Source organism: Streptomyces sp. NPDC056734, from assembly GCF_042790455.1.
Lineage (GTDB): Bacteria > Actinomycetota > Actinomycetes > Streptomycetales > Streptomycetaceae > Streptomyces.
Genome location: NZ_JBHTZD010000006.1, coordinates 263839 through 281084, shown reverse-complemented (window position 1 = coordinate 281084; position 17246 = coordinate 263839). Strand labels below are relative to the sequence as shown.

The 17246-nt window shown below is 73.5% G+C and carries 13 protein-coding genes and 1 pseudogene; 8 read left to right on the top strand and 6 right to left on the bottom strand.

Annotation, left to right across the window (positions count from 1 at the left end; all coding sequences use genetic code 11):
- Positions 1 to 646: 646 nt before the first annotated feature.
- Positions 647 to 1099: pseudogene (locus tag ACFRFC_RS11580) on the bottom strand (MarR family winged helix-turn-helix transcriptional regulator); the annotation flags it as partial.
- A 68-nt stretch (positions 1100 to 1167) separates the two neighbouring features.
- On the bottom strand, positions 1168 to 1806 hold the full coding sequence (locus tag ACFRFC_RS11575) for a type 1 glutamine amidotransferase family protein (RefSeq protein WP_382681090.1): 639 nt from the start codon (positions 1804 to 1806) through the stop codon (positions 1168 to 1170).
- A 191-nt stretch (positions 1807 to 1997) separates the two neighbouring features.
- Here ACFRFC_RS11575 and ACFRFC_RS11570 point away from each other — a divergent pair, with 191 nt between their 5' ends.
- The 3 genes from ACFRFC_RS11570 to ACFRFC_RS11560 all read left to right on the top strand — a co-directional run bounded on the left by ACFRFC_RS11570 (position 1998) and on the right by ACFRFC_RS11560 (position 5140).
- Positions 1998 to 3362: an aspartate aminotransferase family protein gene (locus ACFRFC_RS11570; protein ID WP_382680859.1), complete on the top strand. Its 1365-nt coding sequence runs from the start codon at positions 1998 to 2000 to the stop codon at positions 3360 to 3362.
- 231 nt (positions 3363 to 3593) lie between these two features.
- Positions 3594 to 4295 (top strand): GntR family transcriptional regulator, encoded by a 702-nt coding sequence (locus ACFRFC_RS11565; RefSeq protein ID WP_382680858.1) that lies wholly within the window; start codon positions 3594 to 3596, stop codon positions 4293 to 4295.
- A 194-nt stretch (positions 4296 to 4489) separates the two neighbouring features.
- Entirely contained in the window at positions 4490 to 5140 is a 651-nt protein-coding gene (locus tag ACFRFC_RS11560; protein WP_382680857.1) for a hypothetical protein, read from the top strand.
- A gap of 103 nt (positions 5141 to 5243) precedes the next feature.
- On the opposite strand, the gene ACFRFC_RS11555 is transcribed toward ACFRFC_RS11560, so the two are convergent.
- Both ACFRFC_RS11555 and ACFRFC_RS11550 read right to left on the bottom strand, forming a co-directional pair.
- Positions 5244 to 5861, bottom strand: coding sequence for a response regulator (locus ACFRFC_RS11555; RefSeq protein ID WP_382681088.1), 618 nt, complete (start codon positions 5859 to 5861; stop codon positions 5244 to 5246).
- 68 nt (positions 5862 to 5929) lie between these two features.
- On the bottom strand, positions 5930 to 7408 hold the full coding sequence (locus ACFRFC_RS11550) for a sensor histidine kinase (protein ID WP_382680856.1): 1479 nt from the start codon (positions 7406 to 7408) through the stop codon (positions 5930 to 5932).
- A 237-nt stretch (positions 7409 to 7645) separates the two neighbouring features.
- Between ACFRFC_RS11550 and ACFRFC_RS11545 the strand changes: the two genes are divergently transcribed.
- Positions 7646 to 8395 carry an ABC transporter ATP-binding protein gene (locus ACFRFC_RS11545; protein WP_382680855.1) on the top strand — a complete coding sequence of 250 codons (750 nt, stop codon included), beginning with the start codon at positions 7646 to 7648 and terminating at the stop codon, positions 8393 to 8395.
- A complete protein-coding gene (locus ACFRFC_RS11540) occupies positions 8392 to 10773 on the top strand; it encodes an ABC transporter permease (RefSeq protein ID WP_382680854.1) in 2382 nt (793 codons plus the stop codon). The genes ACFRFC_RS11545 and ACFRFC_RS11540 overlap by 4 nt, the downstream gene beginning before the upstream one ends.
- Before the next feature lie 146 nt (positions 10774 to 10919).
- On the opposite strand, the gene ACFRFC_RS11535 is transcribed toward ACFRFC_RS11540, so the two are convergent.
- On the bottom strand, positions 10920 to 12203 hold the full coding sequence (locus tag ACFRFC_RS11535; protein ID WP_382680853.1) for an adenylosuccinate synthase: 1284 nt from the start codon (positions 12201 to 12203) through the stop codon (positions 10920 to 10922).
- Positions 12204 to 12398: 195 nt separating this feature from the next.
- Here ACFRFC_RS11535 and ACFRFC_RS11530 point away from each other — a divergent pair, with 195 nt between their 5' ends.
- On the top strand, positions 12399 to 13493 hold the full coding sequence (locus tag ACFRFC_RS11530; protein WP_382680852.1) for a diacylglycerol kinase family protein: 1095 nt from the start codon (positions 12399 to 12401) through the stop codon (positions 13491 to 13493).
- Positions 13494 to 13933: 440 nt separating this feature from the next.
- On the opposite strand, the gene ACFRFC_RS11525 is transcribed toward ACFRFC_RS11530, so the two are convergent.
- Positions 13934 to 14476, bottom strand: coding sequence for a GbsR/MarR family transcriptional regulator (locus tag ACFRFC_RS11525; RefSeq protein WP_382680851.1), 543 nt, complete (start codon positions 14474 to 14476; stop codon positions 13934 to 13936).
- 103 nt (positions 14477 to 14579) lie between these two features.
- On the opposite strand from ACFRFC_RS11525, the gene ACFRFC_RS11520 reads away from it, so the two are divergent.
- Both ACFRFC_RS11520 and ACFRFC_RS11515 read left to right on the top strand, forming a co-directional pair.
- The gene (locus ACFRFC_RS11520; RefSeq protein ID WP_382680850.1) at positions 14580 to 15548 is read left to right on the top strand and encodes an ATP-binding cassette domain-containing protein; all 969 of its coding nucleotides are present in this window, start codon (positions 14580 to 14582) and stop codon (positions 15546 to 15548) included.
- Positions 15545 to 17230: an ABC transporter permease gene (locus tag ACFRFC_RS11515; RefSeq protein ID WP_382680849.1), complete on the top strand. Its 1686-nt coding sequence runs from the start codon at positions 15545 to 15547 to the stop codon at positions 17228 to 17230. Before ACFRFC_RS11520 ends, ACFRFC_RS11515 begins: the two co-directional genes overlap by 4 nt.
- Positions 17231 to 17246 lie beyond the last annotated feature (16 nt).

Here is a 17246-nt window from a genome sequence, read left to right as displayed (position 1 = left end):
ACACGAGGTCGGCCCCGCGCACGCGGGGGTGGTCCTCGGCCACCCCCTCGTGCACATGACGCGCATCTGTCGGCCCCGCGCACGCGGGGGTGGTCCTTCGACGACCGCCCGTGCGGGCGTCTCCAGCACGTCGGCCCCGCGCACGCGGGGGTGGTCCGGGGTTGAGGGTCCAGACCTCCCCGTCCGCGTAGTCGGCCCCGCGCACGCAGGGGTGGTCCCCGGGGTGCGGGGACGAACGTCGACCCCGCGTGGTCGGCCCCGCGCACGCGGGGGTGGTCCCCCGCACCGGGTGCGCCCCTGATCCGCCGGGTGGTCGGCCCCGCGCACGCGGGGATGGTCCGGTGGTGTGGGAGGGTCGGGGAGCCGGCCGCCGGTCGGCCCCGCGCACGTGGGGGTGGTCCCTTGGCGCGTTCGTAACCGGTGCGGCCCTCGGCGTCGGTCCCGCGCACGCGGGGATGTTCCTCGACGGCAGAGGACGACCCAGTCAAGCTCCGCGTCAGCCCCGCGCATGCGGGGGCGTTCCGCTTCGCGCCGAGGGCCCAGACCGCGAGGGCCTGTCGGCCCCGCGCACGCCGGAATGGTGCGGGAGCATCGGGCCGGGCATCGGGCCGGGTCCCGCGCCCCCCGCCGCAGTCGCACCCGTCTCCTCGGGCACCGGCGGGCCGATCTCCTCCAGTACCGCCGACAACCGCTCCAGCAGCCGTACCGCCTCCCCCAGGTCGGTTTCTCCGAAGGCATCCGCCAATCGGTCCGCGTACGCCGCATGCCCCGGGTCGATCTCGCCGACCGCCGTCAGGCCCGCCTCCGTCGCCGCGAGGAGCTTGGCGCGGCGGTGGGCCGGGTTGGGGTGGTACTCGGCGAGGCCGCGCTCGACCAGCAGGTCGGCGATGCGCTGCACGCTCTGCCGGGTGATGCCCATGGCGCGGGCGATACCGGCGACCGGCAGTGGCTCGCGCAGCACCGCGCCGAGCACCTGCCACCAGGCGGCGGTCAGGCCGGCGGGGCGGGCCAGTTCCTCGGCGACGGCCAGGAACTGACCGTTGAGCCGGAACGTGCCGAGCGCGGCCCGGCTCAACAAGTCCTCGCGCTCCCGGCTCAGCAGGTCCTGCCGCTCCCGACTCAGCAAGTCCTGCCGCTCCCCGCTCAGCAGATCCTCGCGCTCCCGGCTCACGCCACTCCCGCCCGCGCCAGCACCCCGTACGCCTCCGCGTCGGAGTCGTGGAACAGCCGGTACCAGGCGTCCAGCGTCTCCGGCTCGTACACCCCGAGCCGGCGGAAGATCTCGCGCGCGAAGGCGACCGGCTCGGTCGGGCCGGCCGTGATCAGGTCGCCGTCGGTGACCGCGTCGGCCTCGACGTAGTGCGCGCCGCCCGCGTACCCGGTGGCCGCGAGGTAGAAGGAGACGGCGCCCGTGTGGGCGCGGTCGTCGAGCAGGCCCTCGCGGGCGAGCCCTGCCGTGGCCCCGCATATCCCGGCCACCGGCACCCCGGCGGCCAGGAAGGCGCGGGCCGTGCGGGTGAAGGGGGCGAGGTCGGTGCCCGAGTCCCAGAGGTCCGCGCCCGGCAGGATCAGGAGGGACGAGTCCTCTGGGCGTACGTCCGTCAGCGCCAGGTCGGGCCGTACCCGCAGGCCGCCGATGCTCGTGACCTCGGCGGTCGTCGGGCCGACCGTACGGATCTCGTATCCCGCTCGGGCCAGATGGGCCGTCGCGTGGCCGGTCTCCCAGTCGGCGAAGGTGTCGTAGACGGCCAGATGGACGGGGCGGACAGGGCGGACAGGGCGGACGGGCTCGCGGCTGCTGTTCATGATGTCCTCGCTCGCTTTCGGTGCCCGGTGGTTGCCGTACATCATCGGATTATGACAGTAGGCTGTCATGATGGCAGCGTGCTGTCAATTGGCCGCCTCCCCCCAACCGTCGACAACGTGTCGCGGAAACCCCGGGACCGCAGACAGGACGCCGATATCCCGCCCGTATCGCGGGCATTTACGCTCCCCGCATGACCCCTCAGTCCATCCAGTCCGACCCGCAGGCCGGGGCCGCCGTGAAGGCGGCGGACCGCGCGCATGTCTTTCACTCCTGGTCCGCTCAGCAGCTCATCGACCCGCTCGCCGTGGCCGGCGCGGAGGGGTCCTACTTCTGGGACTACGACGGCAACCGCTATCTCGATTTCACCAGCGGGCTCGTCTACACCAACATCGGCTACCAGCACCCGAAGGTCGTCGCCGCGATCCAGGAGCAGGCCGCGCGGCTGACCACCTTCGCGCCCGCCTTCGCCGTCGAGGCCCGTTCCGAGGCGGCCCGGCTGATCGCCGAGCGCACCCCGGGCGAGTTGGACAAGATCTTCTTCACCAACGGCGGCGCCGACGCCATCGAGCACGCCGTGCGGATGGCCCGGCTGCACACCGGCCGCCCCAAGGTGCTGGCCGCCTACCGCTCGTACCACGGCGGCACCCAGCAGGCCATCAACATCACCGGCGACCCGCGCCGCTGGGCCAATGACACCGGCACCGCCGGGGTCGTGCACTTCTGGGGGCCCTTCCCCTACCGCTCCCGCTTCTACGCCGACAGCGAGGAGCAGGAGTGCGCGCGGGCGCTGGAGCACCTGGAGACGACGATCGCCTTCGAGGGGCCCTCCACCGTCGCCGCGATCGTGCTGGAGACCGTGCCCGGCACCGCCGGGATCATGGTGCCGCCGGCCGGTTATCTGGCGGGCGTGCGGGCGCTGTGCGACCAGTACGGGATCGTGCTGGTGCTGGACGAGGTGATGGCCGGGTTCGGGCGGACCGGGGCGTGGTTCGCCGCCGAGCACTTCGACGTCGTACCGGACCTGATGACCTTCGCCAAGGGCGTGAACTCGGGATACGTCCCGCTGGGCGGCGTCGCCATCTCGCCGGAGATCGCCGAGACCTTCGGCAAGCGGGCCTACCCGGGCGGGCTGACCTACTCCGGGCACCCGCTGGCCTGCGCCGCCGCCGTCGCCACCATCGAGGTGATGGCCGAGGAGGGGGTCGTAGAGAACGCGGCCCTGCTCGGGGAGAGCGTCGTCGGGCCCGCGCTGCGGGAGCTGGCCGAGCGGCACGCGTGCGTGGGCGAGGTGCGCGGGCTCGGCATGTTCTGGGCCCTTGACCTGGTCAAGGACAAGGAGACCCGCGAGCCCCTGGTGCCCTACAACGCGGCCGGAGAGGCGAACGCGCCCATGGCGGCCTTCACCGCGGCGGCCAAGGCGGGCGGCATCTGGCCCTTCGTGAACATGAACCGCACCCATGTCGTGCCGCCCTGCAATGTCACCGAGGCCGAGCTGAAGGAGGGTCTCGCGGCGCTGGACACTGCACTGACCGTCGCCGACGGGTTCACGGCGTGAGCTGAGTCCGTGAGGTGAGTCCGTGAGGTGAGTCCGTGAGGTGAGTACGCCGGTCACGGGGGGACCGGTGTACGACCGGCAGAGGACCGGCGGACGATCACCGGTGGATCGGGAGGCCGTTACCCGTTAACACGGTGGGCCCGTCGGGGGCCTGAACGCGTAAGGTGACGTGCTCGTAGACATACGTACGAGCGCGCCACCCGCGTACCCGTCGAGAGGACGCCCCCGACCATGGCCGGCAGCAGCGGCAACGGCGGAGTGACCCGCAACACCCTGCGGCAGCAGATCGCCGACGCGCTGCGCGACGAGGTGCTCGCCGGGCGGCTGCCTCCCGGGCAGGCGTTCACCGTCAAGGAGATCGCCGAGCAGTACGGGGTGTCGGCGACGCCGGTGCGCGAGGCGCTGGTCGATCTGTCGGCCCAGGGGCTGCTGGAGGCCGACCAGCACCGGGGGTTCCGGGTGCGGGAGTACTCGGTCGAGGACTTCCGGGGGCTGGTGGCGGCGCGGGCGCTGATCACCGACGGGATGTTCCGGGCGCTCGGCGCCGGGCACCAGGGCTTCCAGGACCCCGCCGCCCCGCGTACGGCCATCGCGCTCGCCGGGGTGCGGCGGCGCGGCGAGGAGGCCCAGCGGGCGGCGCGGGCCGGCGATCTCACCGTACTCATCGGCTACGACCTGCGCTTCTGGCGCGAGCTGAGCACCCTGTTCGGCAACCCCTACCTCGCGGACATCCTGCACCGGCTGCGGGTGCAGGCGTGGGTGTGCGCGGTGCAGCGGCTGCGGCCCCTGGCCGATCTGCGGGGGCTGCTGTGGGCGGAGCACACCGAGCTGGTGGACGCGCTGCGGTGCCGGGAGATCGAGCGGGCCCGGGCGGTGGTCGCCGCGTACAACGCGCACGCGGTGGCATTGATCGAGAATTCGTCGGAGCGGTGAGGGGACCCACCTCCCTGTGTTCCTGCCGTGCCCCGGCCCTGCTGCCGCTGTGGGCATATGGGGGTCCGGGCGTCACCGAGTGGGTAGGGGACCGGCACCGAACGTGTGCACGGAGGGACCGTGCCCGGCCCGTACCGATTACGCTTCCCTGACCACCGTGCGAAGTGCGCGCTATCCGTGGAGGAGCCCTCATCTTGGCCTGTGACCTGTGGCTGGTGCCTCTCGTCGACGTGTTGTGCCACACCCCCGAAAACCCCTTCGCCGAGGAACTCGCGCAATACAACAAGGTGCTGGCCGAAGCCGGGCTGCCCCCCGTGCCGGTGTACCAGTACATGCCGGGACTGTCCGGGGACGTGGCCCCGGTCGCCGGATTCGACTACGACGCCCTGCACTTCCTGCGCCGCGCCTATCTGCTCCAGGTCTGCGGACTGCCGGTGACGCCGGTCGATGAACTCGGCGGGGACTACGAGCAGCTCCTGGAGATGTTCGAGACGACGGCCCAGCAGTCCCATCTCGTCTGGCACTACGACCACGCGGGCGCCTACGTCCCCGTGGACTTCCCGCACCCGCTCGCCAACGACGAACTCCTCGCCGGGGGCGGCCCGTTGGGCTCGTCCCAGACGCTGCTTCGGGAGCTGGAGCAGGTCGCCGGGGCCATCGGAATCGACCCGGCCAACCCCCCGGCCCCGCCCCAGGCCCCGCTCGCCCCCACGGAGTTGGAGGAGCCGGCCGTCCCCGCGCCCTACGACCCCAGCCCCTTCGCCCGTGAACGCCACGTCTGGCTCGGCCTGCACGCGGCGGCGACCCGGAGCCTCGCGCAGGGGTCGATGATCGTCTTCAGTTGAGTCCGCGCCAGGGAGGGGGTGGGTGGTGCTGGGTGGGTGGGTGCTGGGTGGGTGGGTGGGTGCTGGGTGGGTGGGGTCCGTTGCGGTCCTGCCCCACCCGGTCTCAGTGATCGCCACCCCCACCCGGCGCCACCAGCCCCGTCTCGTACGCCACCACCACCGCCTGGGCCCGGTCCCGTAGCCGGAGTTTGGCCAGGATGCGGGCCACGTGGGTTTTCACCGTGGCCTCGCTGAGGGCGAAGCGGTGGGCCAGTTCGGTGTTGCTCAGGCCGGTGCCCAGGGCCTGGAGGACCTCGCGCTCACGGGGTGTCAGGACGGCGAGATCGCGGTGCAGGGCGGCGGTCCCGGTGTCCTGGGTGACGAACCGTTCGACCAGTCGCCGGGTGATCGCCGGGGCGAGCAGCGCGTCGCCGGTGCGGGCCAGCCGGACGGCGGCGACCAGGTGCTCCGGCGTGACGTCCTTCAGCAGGAAGCCGCTGGCGCCGGCGGTGAGCGCGGCGTACACATACCGGTCCAGGTCGTACGTCGTCAGGATCAGGACGCGCGGCGGCTCGAAGTCCGTACCGGCGACGATACGGCGGGTGGCCTCCAGGCCGTCCAGGCCCGGCATCCGGATGTCCATCAGGACCAGATCGGGCCGGGTGCGCTCGACCGCCGCCACCGCCTCCTCGCCGTCCGCCGCCTGTGCGACCACGTCGATGCCGTCGGCGGTCAGGATCATGCTGAAGCCGGTGCGGACCAGCGCCTGGTCGTCGGCGATCACCACGCGCGGGGCGGGTCGTCCGGCCGTCACGGTGCCCCCAGCGGGATCGTCGCCCGGACCCGGAAACCGCCGGTCGGCCAGGGTGCCGCCTCCAGCGTGCCGTCATAGACCGCGAGCCGTTCGCGCAGGCCCAGCAGGCCCCGTCCGCCGGCGGGTCCGGCCGGGGCGGCGGGCGTGCCGCCGGTGTCGGCGACCTCGATCCGGACGGCGGCCTCGGTGTGCGCGACCGTCACCCGCACCCGCGCCCCGACCGCGTGCTTGACGACGTTCGTCAGCGCCTCCTGCACCACCCGGTACGCCGCCAGCTCGGCGCCCTGCGGGAGCGGCGCCGGGCTGCCGGTGACCGTGAGATCGACCGGCGTCCCGGCGGCCCGCACCCGGTCGGTGAGCGCGGTGAGCTGGGCGAGGCCGGGCTGCGGGGCCAGATCGAGATCCGGGCCGAGAGTGAGATCGGCGGCCGGGTCGGGCCCACCGGGCGCCCCGGCCGGGCGCGGGTCGGGGTCGGGTGCGGGGGACGAGGCCGGCTCCGCGGCGGCCATCGTCAGCAGGCCCATCACATGCCGCAGCTCGGTCAGCGCCGTACGGCCGCCCGCCTCCACGGCCAGCAGTGCCTCGCGGGCCAGGTCGGGGGCGGTGTCCATCACCTTGCGGGCCGCGCCCGCCTGGATCACCATCACGCTCACATTGTGGGTCACCACGTCGTGCAGCTCCCGGGCGATCCGGGCGCGCTCGCGCTCCACCGCGAGCCGGGTGGCCGACTCCTGCCGGGCCTGGAGGTCGCGGACCCGCTGCTGCCAGGTGTGGATGGCGTTCGCCCCGAGGCCCACCGCGAGCAGCACCAGGAACGGCACGAAACCCGGCGTGAAGTACGGGAAGTACTCGTCGTGGAAGACCGCCATCAGCACCGCCCCGGCGAGCAGACTGCCCAGCGCCCGGCGCCGGTGCGGGCTGTGCACGGCGGCGCTGTACGCGGCGACCACGCAGGACAGGAAGGTGTAGACGCTGGTGGTGTCGGGGACGGACTCCCCGCCGTGGCCCAGCCGGAACACCAGCGTCAGGGCGAGCACGGCCCAGAAGGCGGCCAGCGGGTACCGGCGGCGCACCACCAGCGGCATCGCGGTCAGGGCGGCGAGGGCCAGCTCGGCGGCACCGGGGTACGGGATGGGGCCGGGTGGGGGGAGGGCCGGGGGCGCCGGGAGTGCCGGGAGTGCCGGAGCCGACGGAGGTGGGGGCACCGCGACCTCCGCCCCGCCCCCGAGAACCCCGATCGGGCCGATCGGCCCGATCGGCCGGGCAGGTCCGTCCTGGCCCATGTCCATCGCGCCACTGACCGTGCACACCGCCAGGATCAGGGCCAGTACGGCATCGGCCGTCCACGCCCAGCGGGACGGCCGCGGCGGCGGGCCCGGCCGCAGCAGTACGGCGAGCGCGTCCCGGCGCCGCCCCAGCGCCGCCCGCGCCCGCTCCCCGATGTCCCGCGTCCGCCACACGGCTGCCCCGACCATGCACCCAGTGTGACAAGCGCCCCCGCCCGGCCACATCCCTCCCGCCGGGGACAACCTGAGGGGGGGAGTACATCGATCCCGTACATCCCGGGGATGACCCGCCGCCCTCCCCCGGATGACGGGCCCGATCCGTCGTCCCCGTACGGCAGTCCCCCTCGTCGTCGCGGCCGACGCCCCCGCACCCGTCCCGTACCTAGCGTCACCTCCCGTACCCCATCACCGACCCCGGGAGGGTCCATGACCACGACCGCGAGCACGACCGCGCCACCGCCCGCCGCCGACCGGCCCGTCATCGAACTCCGGGGGGTGAGGCGGGCGTACGGCGAGGGCGGGCCGCCCGCGCTCAACGGGATCGATCTGACCGTGCGGGCCGGGGAGGCGCTGGCCGTGCTCGGGCCGTCGGGGAGCGGGAAGTCGACGCTGCTCCATCTGATCGCGGGGCTCGACCGGCCGACCGGCGGCAGTGTCACCGTCGACGGGCTGCGGGTCGACCGGCTCGGGGAGGCCGCCTCGGCACGCTACCGGCGGTCCCGGATCGGTCTGATCTTCCAGTTCTTCAATCTCCTGGACGATCTGACGGTCACCGACAATGTCCTGCTGCCCGCCCAGCTCGCGGGCCTGCCGCGCGCCGAGGCCCGGCGCCGGGCCGCCGATCTGCTGGCCCATCTGGGCATCGAGCGGCACGCGGGCGCCTACCCGGGCCGGCTGTCCGGCGGGGAACGCCAGCGGGTCGCCGTGGCCCGCGCCCTGATGAACCGTCCGGCACTGCTGCTGGCCGACGAGCCGACGGGCGCGCTCGACACCGCGTCCGGTGAGGACGTACGGGACCTGCTGGCCACCCTCAACGCCGACGGGCAGACGATCGTGCTGGTCACGCATGATCTGGGGCTGGCCAAGTCCTGCGCGACGCGCACGATCGAACTGGTGGACGGGCGGGTCGTACGCGATGTGCGGCAGGCGCGGGGCACGGCGGCGGTGTCGTCGTGAGCGCGCTGGGCAGGGTGGTGCGGGCCGGGGTCGGGCGGCGCCGGGTGCAGACGGCGGTGATGGTGCTGACCACGCTGGTCGCCGTCGCCGCGTCGGTGGTGGCGATCGGGGTGCTCGCCGCGTCCCGGGCGCCCTTCACACAGGCGATGGCCGAGCAGCGGGGGGCCCAGCTGTCGGCGCAGTTCAGCGGCGAGGTGACCGCCGCGGAGCTGGCCGCCACCGCCGACGCCTCCGGGGTGAGCGCGGCGGCCGGTCCCTTCCGGACCGTCGAGGCCCGGCCCCGCACGGTCTCGGCGTCGGACATGGTCCCGGCGGGCGTGACCCTGCCGGCGCTGGCCGTCGCCGGGCGGGCGGACGCGCAGGGGCCGGTGGACCGGCTGGAGCTGGTCGAGGGCGAGTGGGCCGACGAGAGCGGCGAGATCGTGGTGGCCGACGGTGACGGCGTGCTGCGGCCCGGCACCGAGGTGGACTTCCCCGATCTGCCGGGCACCCCCGCCCTGACCGTGGTCGGCGTGGCCCGCTCGGTCACCGGCACCGCCGACGCCTGGGTGACCCCGGCGCAGGCCACCGCGCTGGCCCCCGAGGGCGCGGGGGCGACGTACGAGATGCTCTACCGCTTCCACGACGCCGGTACGGAGGCGGAGCTGACCGCCGCGCGGAAGGTGATCGCGGACGCCGTGCCCGCGGGGACGCTGAGCGGGACGCGCTCCTACCTGGCCGTCCAGGAGGAGCGGCTGGCGAACACGCTGGCCTTCGTGCCGTTCGTGGCCGCGTTCGGGGTGCTGGGGCTGGCCATGTCGGTGCTGATCATCGGGATCGTGGTCAGCGGGGCGGTGGGTTCCGCCCGGCGCCGGATCGGCATCCTCAAGGCGCTCGGCTTCACCCCGGCCCAGGTGGTGCGCGCGTACGTCGCCCAGGCCCTGCTCCCGGCCGCGCTCGGCTGCGTGCTCGGCGCGGGTCTGGGGCAGCTGCTGGCGGGCCCGGTGCTGGGCACCGTCGAGGACGCCTATGGCGGGGCGACGGCCGCGCTGCCCTGGTGGGTGTATCTGGCCGCGCCCGGCCTCGCGCTCACGCTGGTCGCCGTGGCCGCGCTGGTGCCCGCGCTGCGGGCCGGACGGCTGCGCAGCGCGACGGCGATCACGGTGGGGCGCACCCCGGGCAGCGGGCGCGGGCGGCTGGCCCGGCGGCTGACCGGGCGGCTGCCGGTGCCGCGCGCGGTCGGCCTGGGGCTGGCGCAGCCGTTCGCGCGTCCGGCCCGTACGGCGACGACGGCCGCCGCCATCGCCCTGGCCGCCCTCACCGTGACCTTCGCGACCGGGCTCGCGCTGTCGCTGGGCGCGGTGCAGTCGCACCGGCTGCTGGACTCGGCGGCTCCGGTCGTGGTCGACACCGGCCCGGTGGGCGCCCCGCCGGGCGCCGAGGCCATGCCCTCGCCCGGTCAGGCGTCCGCCGAGGAGGCCGACCCGGACGAGGTCGCCGCCGTCCTGGACGCCCAGTCGGACACCCGCCGCTACTACCGCGCGGTCGGCGCCGAGGTCTCCGCGTCCGGCGTGACCGGCCGGACGGCCGTGACGGGCTACACCGGCGACGCCCGGTGGGGCGCCCCGCAGCTTGTCTCGGGGAGGTGGTTCGAGGCACCCGGCGAGGCCGTGGTCACCGAACGGTTCCTGCGCGCGGCCGACGTCGGCGTCGGGGACACGGTGACCCTCTCCGAGGACGGGCGCCGCACCACCGTCGAGATCACCGGCGAGGCGTTCTTCACCGAGAACGACGGCATGACCGTACTGACCCCCGCCGCCACCCTCACCCCCCTCGACCTGGACACCGGCCCCAGCCGCTTCTACGTCGAGCCCGAGCCCGGCGTCTCCTCCGCCGCGTATCTCTCCACCCTGACCGGCGCCCTCGACGGCACCGGCGCCTTCGCCCACCCGGCCGGGGACGGCTCGTCCAGCGTGATCGTGGCCATGGACGCGCTGATCGCGACGCTCACCCTGCTGCTGGTCGCCGTCGCGGGCCTCGGGGTGCTCAACACGGTCGTCCTGGACACCCGCGACCGCATCCATGACCTGGGCGTCTTCAAGGCACTGGGCATGACACCCCGGCAGACCGTCGGCATGGTCCTCACGTCCGTCGCCGCCGTCGGACTGGCCGCGGGGGTGGTGGGAGTGCCGCTCGGCGTGGCCCTGCACCGCTTCGTGACGCCGCTGATGGGCGACGCGGTGGGGATGAATCTGCCCGACTCCTTCCTCACCGTGCTCTCCACGCCGGTCCTGGTGCTGCTCGCGCTGGGTGGTTTGGTGATCGCGGTCGCGGGGGCGCTGGCCCCGGCGGGGTGGGCGGCGCGGACGGATGCGGGGAGGGCGCTGCGGACGGAGTAGCGGGGGGGGGAGTCGGAGGGGGAAGGGGGGTGAGTCCCGGGCTTGAGGGGTGAGTCGGAGGGGAGGAGGGCAGAGGTGCGGGGCGTCCACGGGGGTGGGGCCCCGCGCCTCTGTCGTTCCTGTCCTACTGGACCCTGCCGAAGCCCCTACAGGAACGAGTTGATCTCGATCGTCTCGTCCCGGCCCGGCCCGACCCCGATCGCGGAGATGGGGGCGCCGGACATCTCCTCCAGCGCCTTCACGTACGCCTGGGCGTTCTTCGGCAGGTCGGAGAAGGACTTCGCGCCGGTGATGTCCTCGGACCAGCCCGGCAGGTTCTCGTAGACCGGCTTCGCGTGGTGGAAGTCGCTCTGTGAGTACGGGAGGTCCTCGACCCGGCGGCCGTCGATCTCGTACGCCACACAGACCGGGATCTGCTCCCAGCCGGTGAGCACGTCGAGCTTGGTGAGGAAGAAGTCCGTGAGGCCGTTGACGCGGGTCGCGTACCGGGCGATCACGGCGTCGAACCAGCCGCAGCGGCGGTCCCGGCCCGTGGTCACACCCCGCTCGCGGCCGATCCGGCGCAGCGCCTCGCCGTCCGCGTCGAACAGCTCGGTCGGGAAAGGACCGGCGCCGACGCGGGTGGTGTACGCCTTGAGGATGCCGATGACCCGGCTGATCTTCGTCGGGCCGACCCCGGAACCGGTGCAGGCGCCGCCCGCGGTGGGGTTGCTGGACGTGACGAACGGATACGTACCGTGGTCGATGTCCAGCAGGGTGCCCTGGCCGCCCTCGAAGAGGACCACCTTGTCGGCCTCCAGGGCCTGGTTGAGGACCAGGACGGTGTCGGCGACGTAGGGCGCGAGCTTGTCGGCGTAGCCGAGCAGTTCTTCCACGACCTGCTCTATGGCGATGGCCCGCCGGTTGTAGAGCTTGGTCAGCATCTGGTTCTTGGCGTCGAGCGCCGCCTCCACCTTCTGGGTGAGGATCGACTCGTCGTAGAGGTCCTGGACCCGGATGCCGACCCGGTTGATCTTGTCGGCGTAGGTCGGTCCGATACCGCGCCCGGTCGTCCCGATCTTCCGCTTTCCGAGGAAGCGTTCCGTCACCTTGTCGACGGTGACGTTGTACGGGGTGATGATGTGCGCGTTACCGCTGATCAGGAGCTTGGACGTGTCGATGCCCCGCTCGCTCAGACCGTTCAGCTCGGAGAACAGGACCGATGGGTCCACGACGACGCCGTTGCCGATGACCGGCGTACAGCCTGGGGACAGGATTCCGGAGGGGAGAAGGTGAAGGGCGTATTTCTGGTCGCCCACGACCACCGTGTGGCCGGCGTTGTTGCCGCCCTGGTAGCGGACCACGTAGTCGACCGATCCACCGAGCAGGTCGGTGGCCTTCCCCTTGCCCTCGTCACCCCACTGAGCACCGAGCAGCACAAGTGCGGGCACGCGCGTACACCCCTTCCGGGCGGGGCATGTCCAAGGTCAGGGGCGTACGTGGCACGCGTGTGCCTCGTACCCCGGCGACCCTCGTCGGCCGCAACCCGTCGGACCGGATGCCCCGGAATAGACGAAGCCCCTGGCGCAATAGCGCAAGGGGCTCTTGCACAAAGATGCTACCCGAGGAAGCGAGGCACGGCCGAGGTGGCGACTTTCGCGACTTCCGATCAGCTGCTGGTGGTCATCGATCCGGTCGCCCGGCGAACCGACGGAGAGTCCGTGCGGATCGCGAAAGACGTGCTCAGCGCGGGTGCGTCGACGAAGGTGTGTCTGCCGGACGGTCCCGAGGAATTCGCCCGCGCGCTTCAGCGGCGCGGGTCGCGGCGGCCGGTGGTGATCGGCGACGACCGCGCGCTGGCCCGTGCGGTGGCCCTGCTGCACCGGCAGCGGGAGCTGGCCGGCTGCCCGCTGTCGGTGGTGCCGGTGGGCACCCTGCTGGGCGTGGCGCACGCGCTGGGCGTACCGAGGGGCGCGGTGGCGGCGGCCCGCGCGGTGCTCGACGGCACGGAACGCCGACTGGATCTGCTGGTGGACGACAGTGACGGGGTGGTGCTGGGGGCGCTCAGTATTCCGCCGGTGGTGGGGGTGGAGGCGGAGGTGGAGGCGGAAGCGGAAGCGGAAGCTGAGGCGGAGCCGGGGGGTGGGGCGGGGCGGGGGTCGGGCTATCGGGCCGGGGCGGGGGCCGGTTCTGGTTCTGGGCCTGGGTCCGGGGCCGGGTCCGGGTTCGGTTTTGGGGCGGGGTCCGGATTCGGGGCGGGGGCTGGGTCGGGGGTGGGGTCGGGGGATCTTGCCCCGGCCGGGCTGCGGGGGGCGTGGCTGCGGTCGTGCCATTCGCTGGTACGGGGGCTGGTGCCGCCTCGGGCGTCCCGTCCGGCGGGGTCGGTGGAGTCGTCCTGGCCGGGGGGCGGGGCGGGGCTGTCCTGGCTGGCCCGGGGTGCGGGGGGCGGGGGTGTGGTGGCCGCGCGGCTGCGGGTGGAGGTGGACGGGGACTTGCTGGTCGATCTGGAGCAGCCGGTGGAGGCGGTGTCGGTGACGCCGGGCGGCTCGGGCTCGGCCGCGGTGGAGGTGCGGCCCCTGTCGGTGGGCGCGGAGGCGACCCCGCTGCGGGCGGCGGGCCGCCGGGTCACCATCTCGGGCCCCGACTTCCGCTACCGCGCCGACGCGGCGGTGTCCGGCCCGGTACGGAGGCGGACGTGGACGGTGTGGGAGGGGGCGCTGGGGTTGGTGTTGCCGGGGTAGGGGCGGGGCGGGATGGCGGGGGGAAGGTGGATGTCCCGGTGCGGACCGGGCACCGGGACATCCAGGTGCCGTCGCCCGGCGCGGGGCGGGCTGGTGGGAAGAGCTGCACGCGTCGGCGGGGGTGCCGGCGCGGAGCATGCCGGTCTGAGGGCGGGGCGTACGGCGGCCCGGCGGTTCGGGTGCGGTGGGGGGGCTGCCTGCGGGGGCTTCAGGGGCGGCGGGCGTTCCCTGCGGAGCGTTACAGGGGCGGCGGGCGTTCCCTGCGGAGCGTTTCAGGGGCGGCGGGCGTTTCGCTGGGCGTTCAGGTGCGACGGGCGTTTCGCGTGGCCGTCATAGGCGCTTCCCGTGGACATCGTGGACGCTTCCCGTGGACGCCGTGGACGCTACCCATGGACACCATGGATGCTGCCCCTGGACACCCCGGGCGCTTCCCCTGGCCGTCAGCGCCCGAACTGCTCCACCCGATGCTCCCGCCACCGGTCCATCAGCTTCCCGATCTCCCCCTGGAGGTACTCGAAGAAGGCCAGCGTCTCGGCGATCCGCTGACCGCCGGGGCTGTCCGCGCCGAGGCTGTCGACGCCCTCGCGCAGGGTGCCTTCCCAGCGCTTGAGCACGGTGTCGCGGTTGGTCAGCGCCTCGTACCACTGGTCGCTGTGCACCCGGTACCGCTCCCGCCGTGACCCGGGTTCGCGCTCCCGCGAGACCATGTGGACCTGGGAGAGGTAGCGCACCGCGCCGGACACGGCGGCGGGGCTGACCCGCAGCTGTGCGCCGAGTTCGGCCGAGGTCATGGCCCCGGCGTCGGACGCGAGCAGTGCGGCGAACACCCGCGCGGCCATGCGCTGCATACCGGCGTCGACGAGCTGCGCCGCGAACGCCTCGACGAACCTCGACACGATCTCCGGGTCCCGCTCCGCCCCGCGCGCACCCCCGTCCCGGTCCGGGCCCCCGTCTCTCTTCCCCGTGTCCCGCGTCTCCGCCATGCTCCGATCATCTCCCCTGCTCGCACGCCTCCCCCGAGTGTATCGGCGATTTATACGCTTCCTTAACTTCACAAATTTGTGAAGTGAGCGTACGTTCAGAATCATGACCAAGGCAATCAGCGTCTCCGGGCTGCACAAGTCGTTCGGGCGGACGCACGCGCTCGACGGCCTCGACCTGGAGGTCGAATCCGGTGAGGTGCACGGCTTCCTGGGCCCCAACGGGGCCGGCAAGTCCACCGCCATCCGGGTCCTGCTGGGCCTGCTGCGCGCCGACTCCGGCGCCGCGCAGGTACTCGGCCGCGACCCGTGGGCCGACGCGGTGGAGGTCCACCGCCGGATCGCGTACGTCCCCGGCGACGTGACGCTGTGGCGCAACCTCTCCGGCGGCGAGGTCATCGACCTCTACGGCAGACTGCGCGGCGGCCTCGACACGGCCCGCCGGGCCGCCCTGATCGAACGCTTCGAGCTGGACCCGACGAAAAAGGGCCGGACGTATTCGAAGGGCAACCGGCAGAAGGTCGCCCTGGTCGCCGCCTTCGCCTCCGACGTCGATCTGCTGATCCTGGACGAACCCACCTCGGGCCTGGACCCCCTGATGGAGGAGGTCTTCCAGCGCTGTGTCACCGAGGAACGCGAACGCGGCCGGACCGTCCTGCTCTCCTCGCACATCCTCAGCGAGGTGGAGGAGCTGTGCGACCGGGTCAGCATCATCCGCAAGGGCCGGACCGTGGAGACCGGTTCGCTCGCCGAGCTGCGCCATCTGACCCGCACCAGCGTCAGCGCCGAACTCGCCGCCCCGCCCGCCGGCCTCGCCCAGCTCCCCGGCGTGCACCACCTGGACATCCAGGGCAGCCGCGTCCGCCTCCAGGTCGACTCCGACAACCTGGACGCCGTACTGCGCCGCCTCAGCGAGACCGGCGTACGCTCCCTGACCTCATCACCGCCCACCCTGGAGGAACTGTTCCTACGGCACTACCAGGCCGACGCCGCCGACACCGACCACACCGCTGACGCGACCGCCGCCGACTCCATCGGATCCGGCCCCGGCCGTGACGAGGTGCCCTCCCGATGACCACGACAAGCCCGAAGACCCCGAAGACCCCGAAGACCCCGCCGAACCCGACGGGTCCCACCACCCCCACCACCCCCACCCATACCACCCCCACCGCCCGTACCGGCGGTACCCGTCAGCTGGCCGGCACCGGCACCCTGCTGCGCTTCGCGCTGCGCCGCGACCGCGTGATGATCCCGGTCTGGATCGCGGTCAACGCCCTGATGGTGCTGTCCATGCCGAACACCATCAAGTCGATGTACGGCACCTCCGCCGAGCGCGCCGATCTGATCCACCAGATGGACACCAACGCCTCCTTGCGGGCCCTGATCGGCCCGGTCTTCGGCGACTCCATCGGCGCGCTGACCGTCTGGCGCGTCGGTGTCTACGCCGCCGCGCTGGCCGGGGTGACGGCCCTGCTCGTCGTCGTACGGCACACCCGCGACGAGGAGGAGAGCGGGCGGCAGGAACTGGTGGCGTCCGGGATGGTGGGCCGGCGGGCCCCCCTGACGGCAGCCCTGCTGACCGCCGGGGTCGCCAATGGCGTCCTCGCCCTGCTGATCGTGGCGGGACTGGCCGGACAGGGGATCGCGGGCGCCCTGGCGTTCGGCCTGGGCGTCGCCGGGGTCGGCATGGTCTTCGCGACGATGGCGGCGATCGTGGCCCAGCTGACCGAGAGCGCGCGGCTGGCCCGGGGACTGACCGCCGCCGTGCTGGGCGCGGCGTTCGTGCTCCGCGCGGCGGGCGACTCCGCGAGCACCGACGGCTCCTCGGTCCTGACCTGGCTCTCCCCCCTCGGCTGGCTGGAGAACCTGCGCCCCTACGCGAACGAACGCTGGTGGGTCCTGCTCCTCCTCGCCGCCGCCGTGGCGATCCAGGCCCTGGTCGCCTACGAACTCACCGGCCGCCGCGACATCGGCATGAGCTTCCTGCCGACCCGCCCCGGCCCCCCGTCCGGCCGCCTGGCGACGGCGGGCGCCCTGGCCTGGCGTCTGCAACGCGGCACCGTCCTCGGCTGGTGCATCGGCTTCTTCCTCGCGGGTGTCGTGTACGGCGGTCTCACCGACGGCGTGGTCGATCTGCTCGGCGACAACGAGAGTGCCCGCCAGATCATCGAACGGATGGGCGGCCAGAGCGGTGTCACCGATGCCTTCCTCGCCTCGATGGTCAGCATGCTCGGCCTGATCGCCGCCCTGTTCATCGTCGCCTCCGTCCTGCGGCTGCACGGCGAGGAGACCTCCGGCCGGGCGGAACCGATCCTCGCGAACGCGGTCGGCCGACTGCGCTGGGCCGGCGGCCATCTGCTGATCGCCTACGCCGGCTCGGCCCTGATCATGCTGATCGCCGCCCTCGGCTTCGCCGTCGGCTACGGCCAGGACCTGGGCCCCCTGCTGGCCGCCTGTCTCCTCCAGCTCCCGGCGATCTGGCTGATCGGCTCCCTGGCCGTCCTGCTCCACGGCCTCTCGCCCCGGCTGGCCCCGTCCGCCTGGGGCGTGGCCGGCGCGGTCCTGCTGATCGGCTGGGTGGGCCCCGCCCTCGACGCCCCCCAGATCCTCCTCGACCTCTCCCCCTTCGGCCACCTCCCCAAGCTCCCCGGCGCCGCCATGGACTGGCCCCCGGTCCTGATCCTCCTCACCCTCACCGCCCTCCTCACCACAGCGGGCCTGGCCTCCCTACGCCACCGCGACCTGACAACCGGCTGACACAACCCTCCGGAGC

Coding starts and splice junctions, on each gene's coding strand:
- ACFRFC_RS11545 (WP_382680855.1), top strand. CDS start 7,646: ATGACCACGACCGCGAGCACGACCGCGCCACCGCCCGCCGCCGACCGG.
- ACFRFC_RS11550 (WP_382680856.1), bottom strand. CDS start 7,408: ATGGTCGGGGCAGCCGTGTGGCGGACGCGGGACATCGGGGAGCGGGCG.
- ACFRFC_RS11575 (WP_382681090.1), bottom strand. CDS start 1,806: ATGAACAGCAGCCGCGAGCCCGTCCGCCCTGTCCGCCCTGTCCGCCCC.
- ACFRFC_RS11525 (WP_382680851.1), bottom strand. CDS start 14,476: ATGGCGGAGACGCGGGACACGGGGAAGAGAGACGGGGGCCCGGACCGG.
- ACFRFC_RS11570 (WP_382680859.1), top strand. CDS start 1,998: ATGACCCCTCAGTCCATCCAGTCCGACCCGCAGGCCGGGGCCGCCGTG.
- ACFRFC_RS11565 (WP_382680858.1), top strand. CDS start 3,594: ATGGCCGGCAGCAGCGGCAACGGCGGAGTGACCCGCAACACCCTGCGG.
- ACFRFC_RS11515 (WP_382680849.1), top strand. CDS start 15,545: ATGACCACGACAAGCCCGAAGACCCCGAAGACCCCGAAGACCCCGCCG.
- ACFRFC_RS11520 (WP_382680850.1), top strand. CDS start 14,580: ATGACCAAGGCAATCAGCGTCTCCGGGCTGCACAAGTCGTTCGGGCGG.
- ACFRFC_RS11555 (WP_382681088.1), bottom strand. CDS start 5,861: ATGATCCTGACCGCCGACGGCATCGACGTGGTCGCACAGGCGGCGGAC.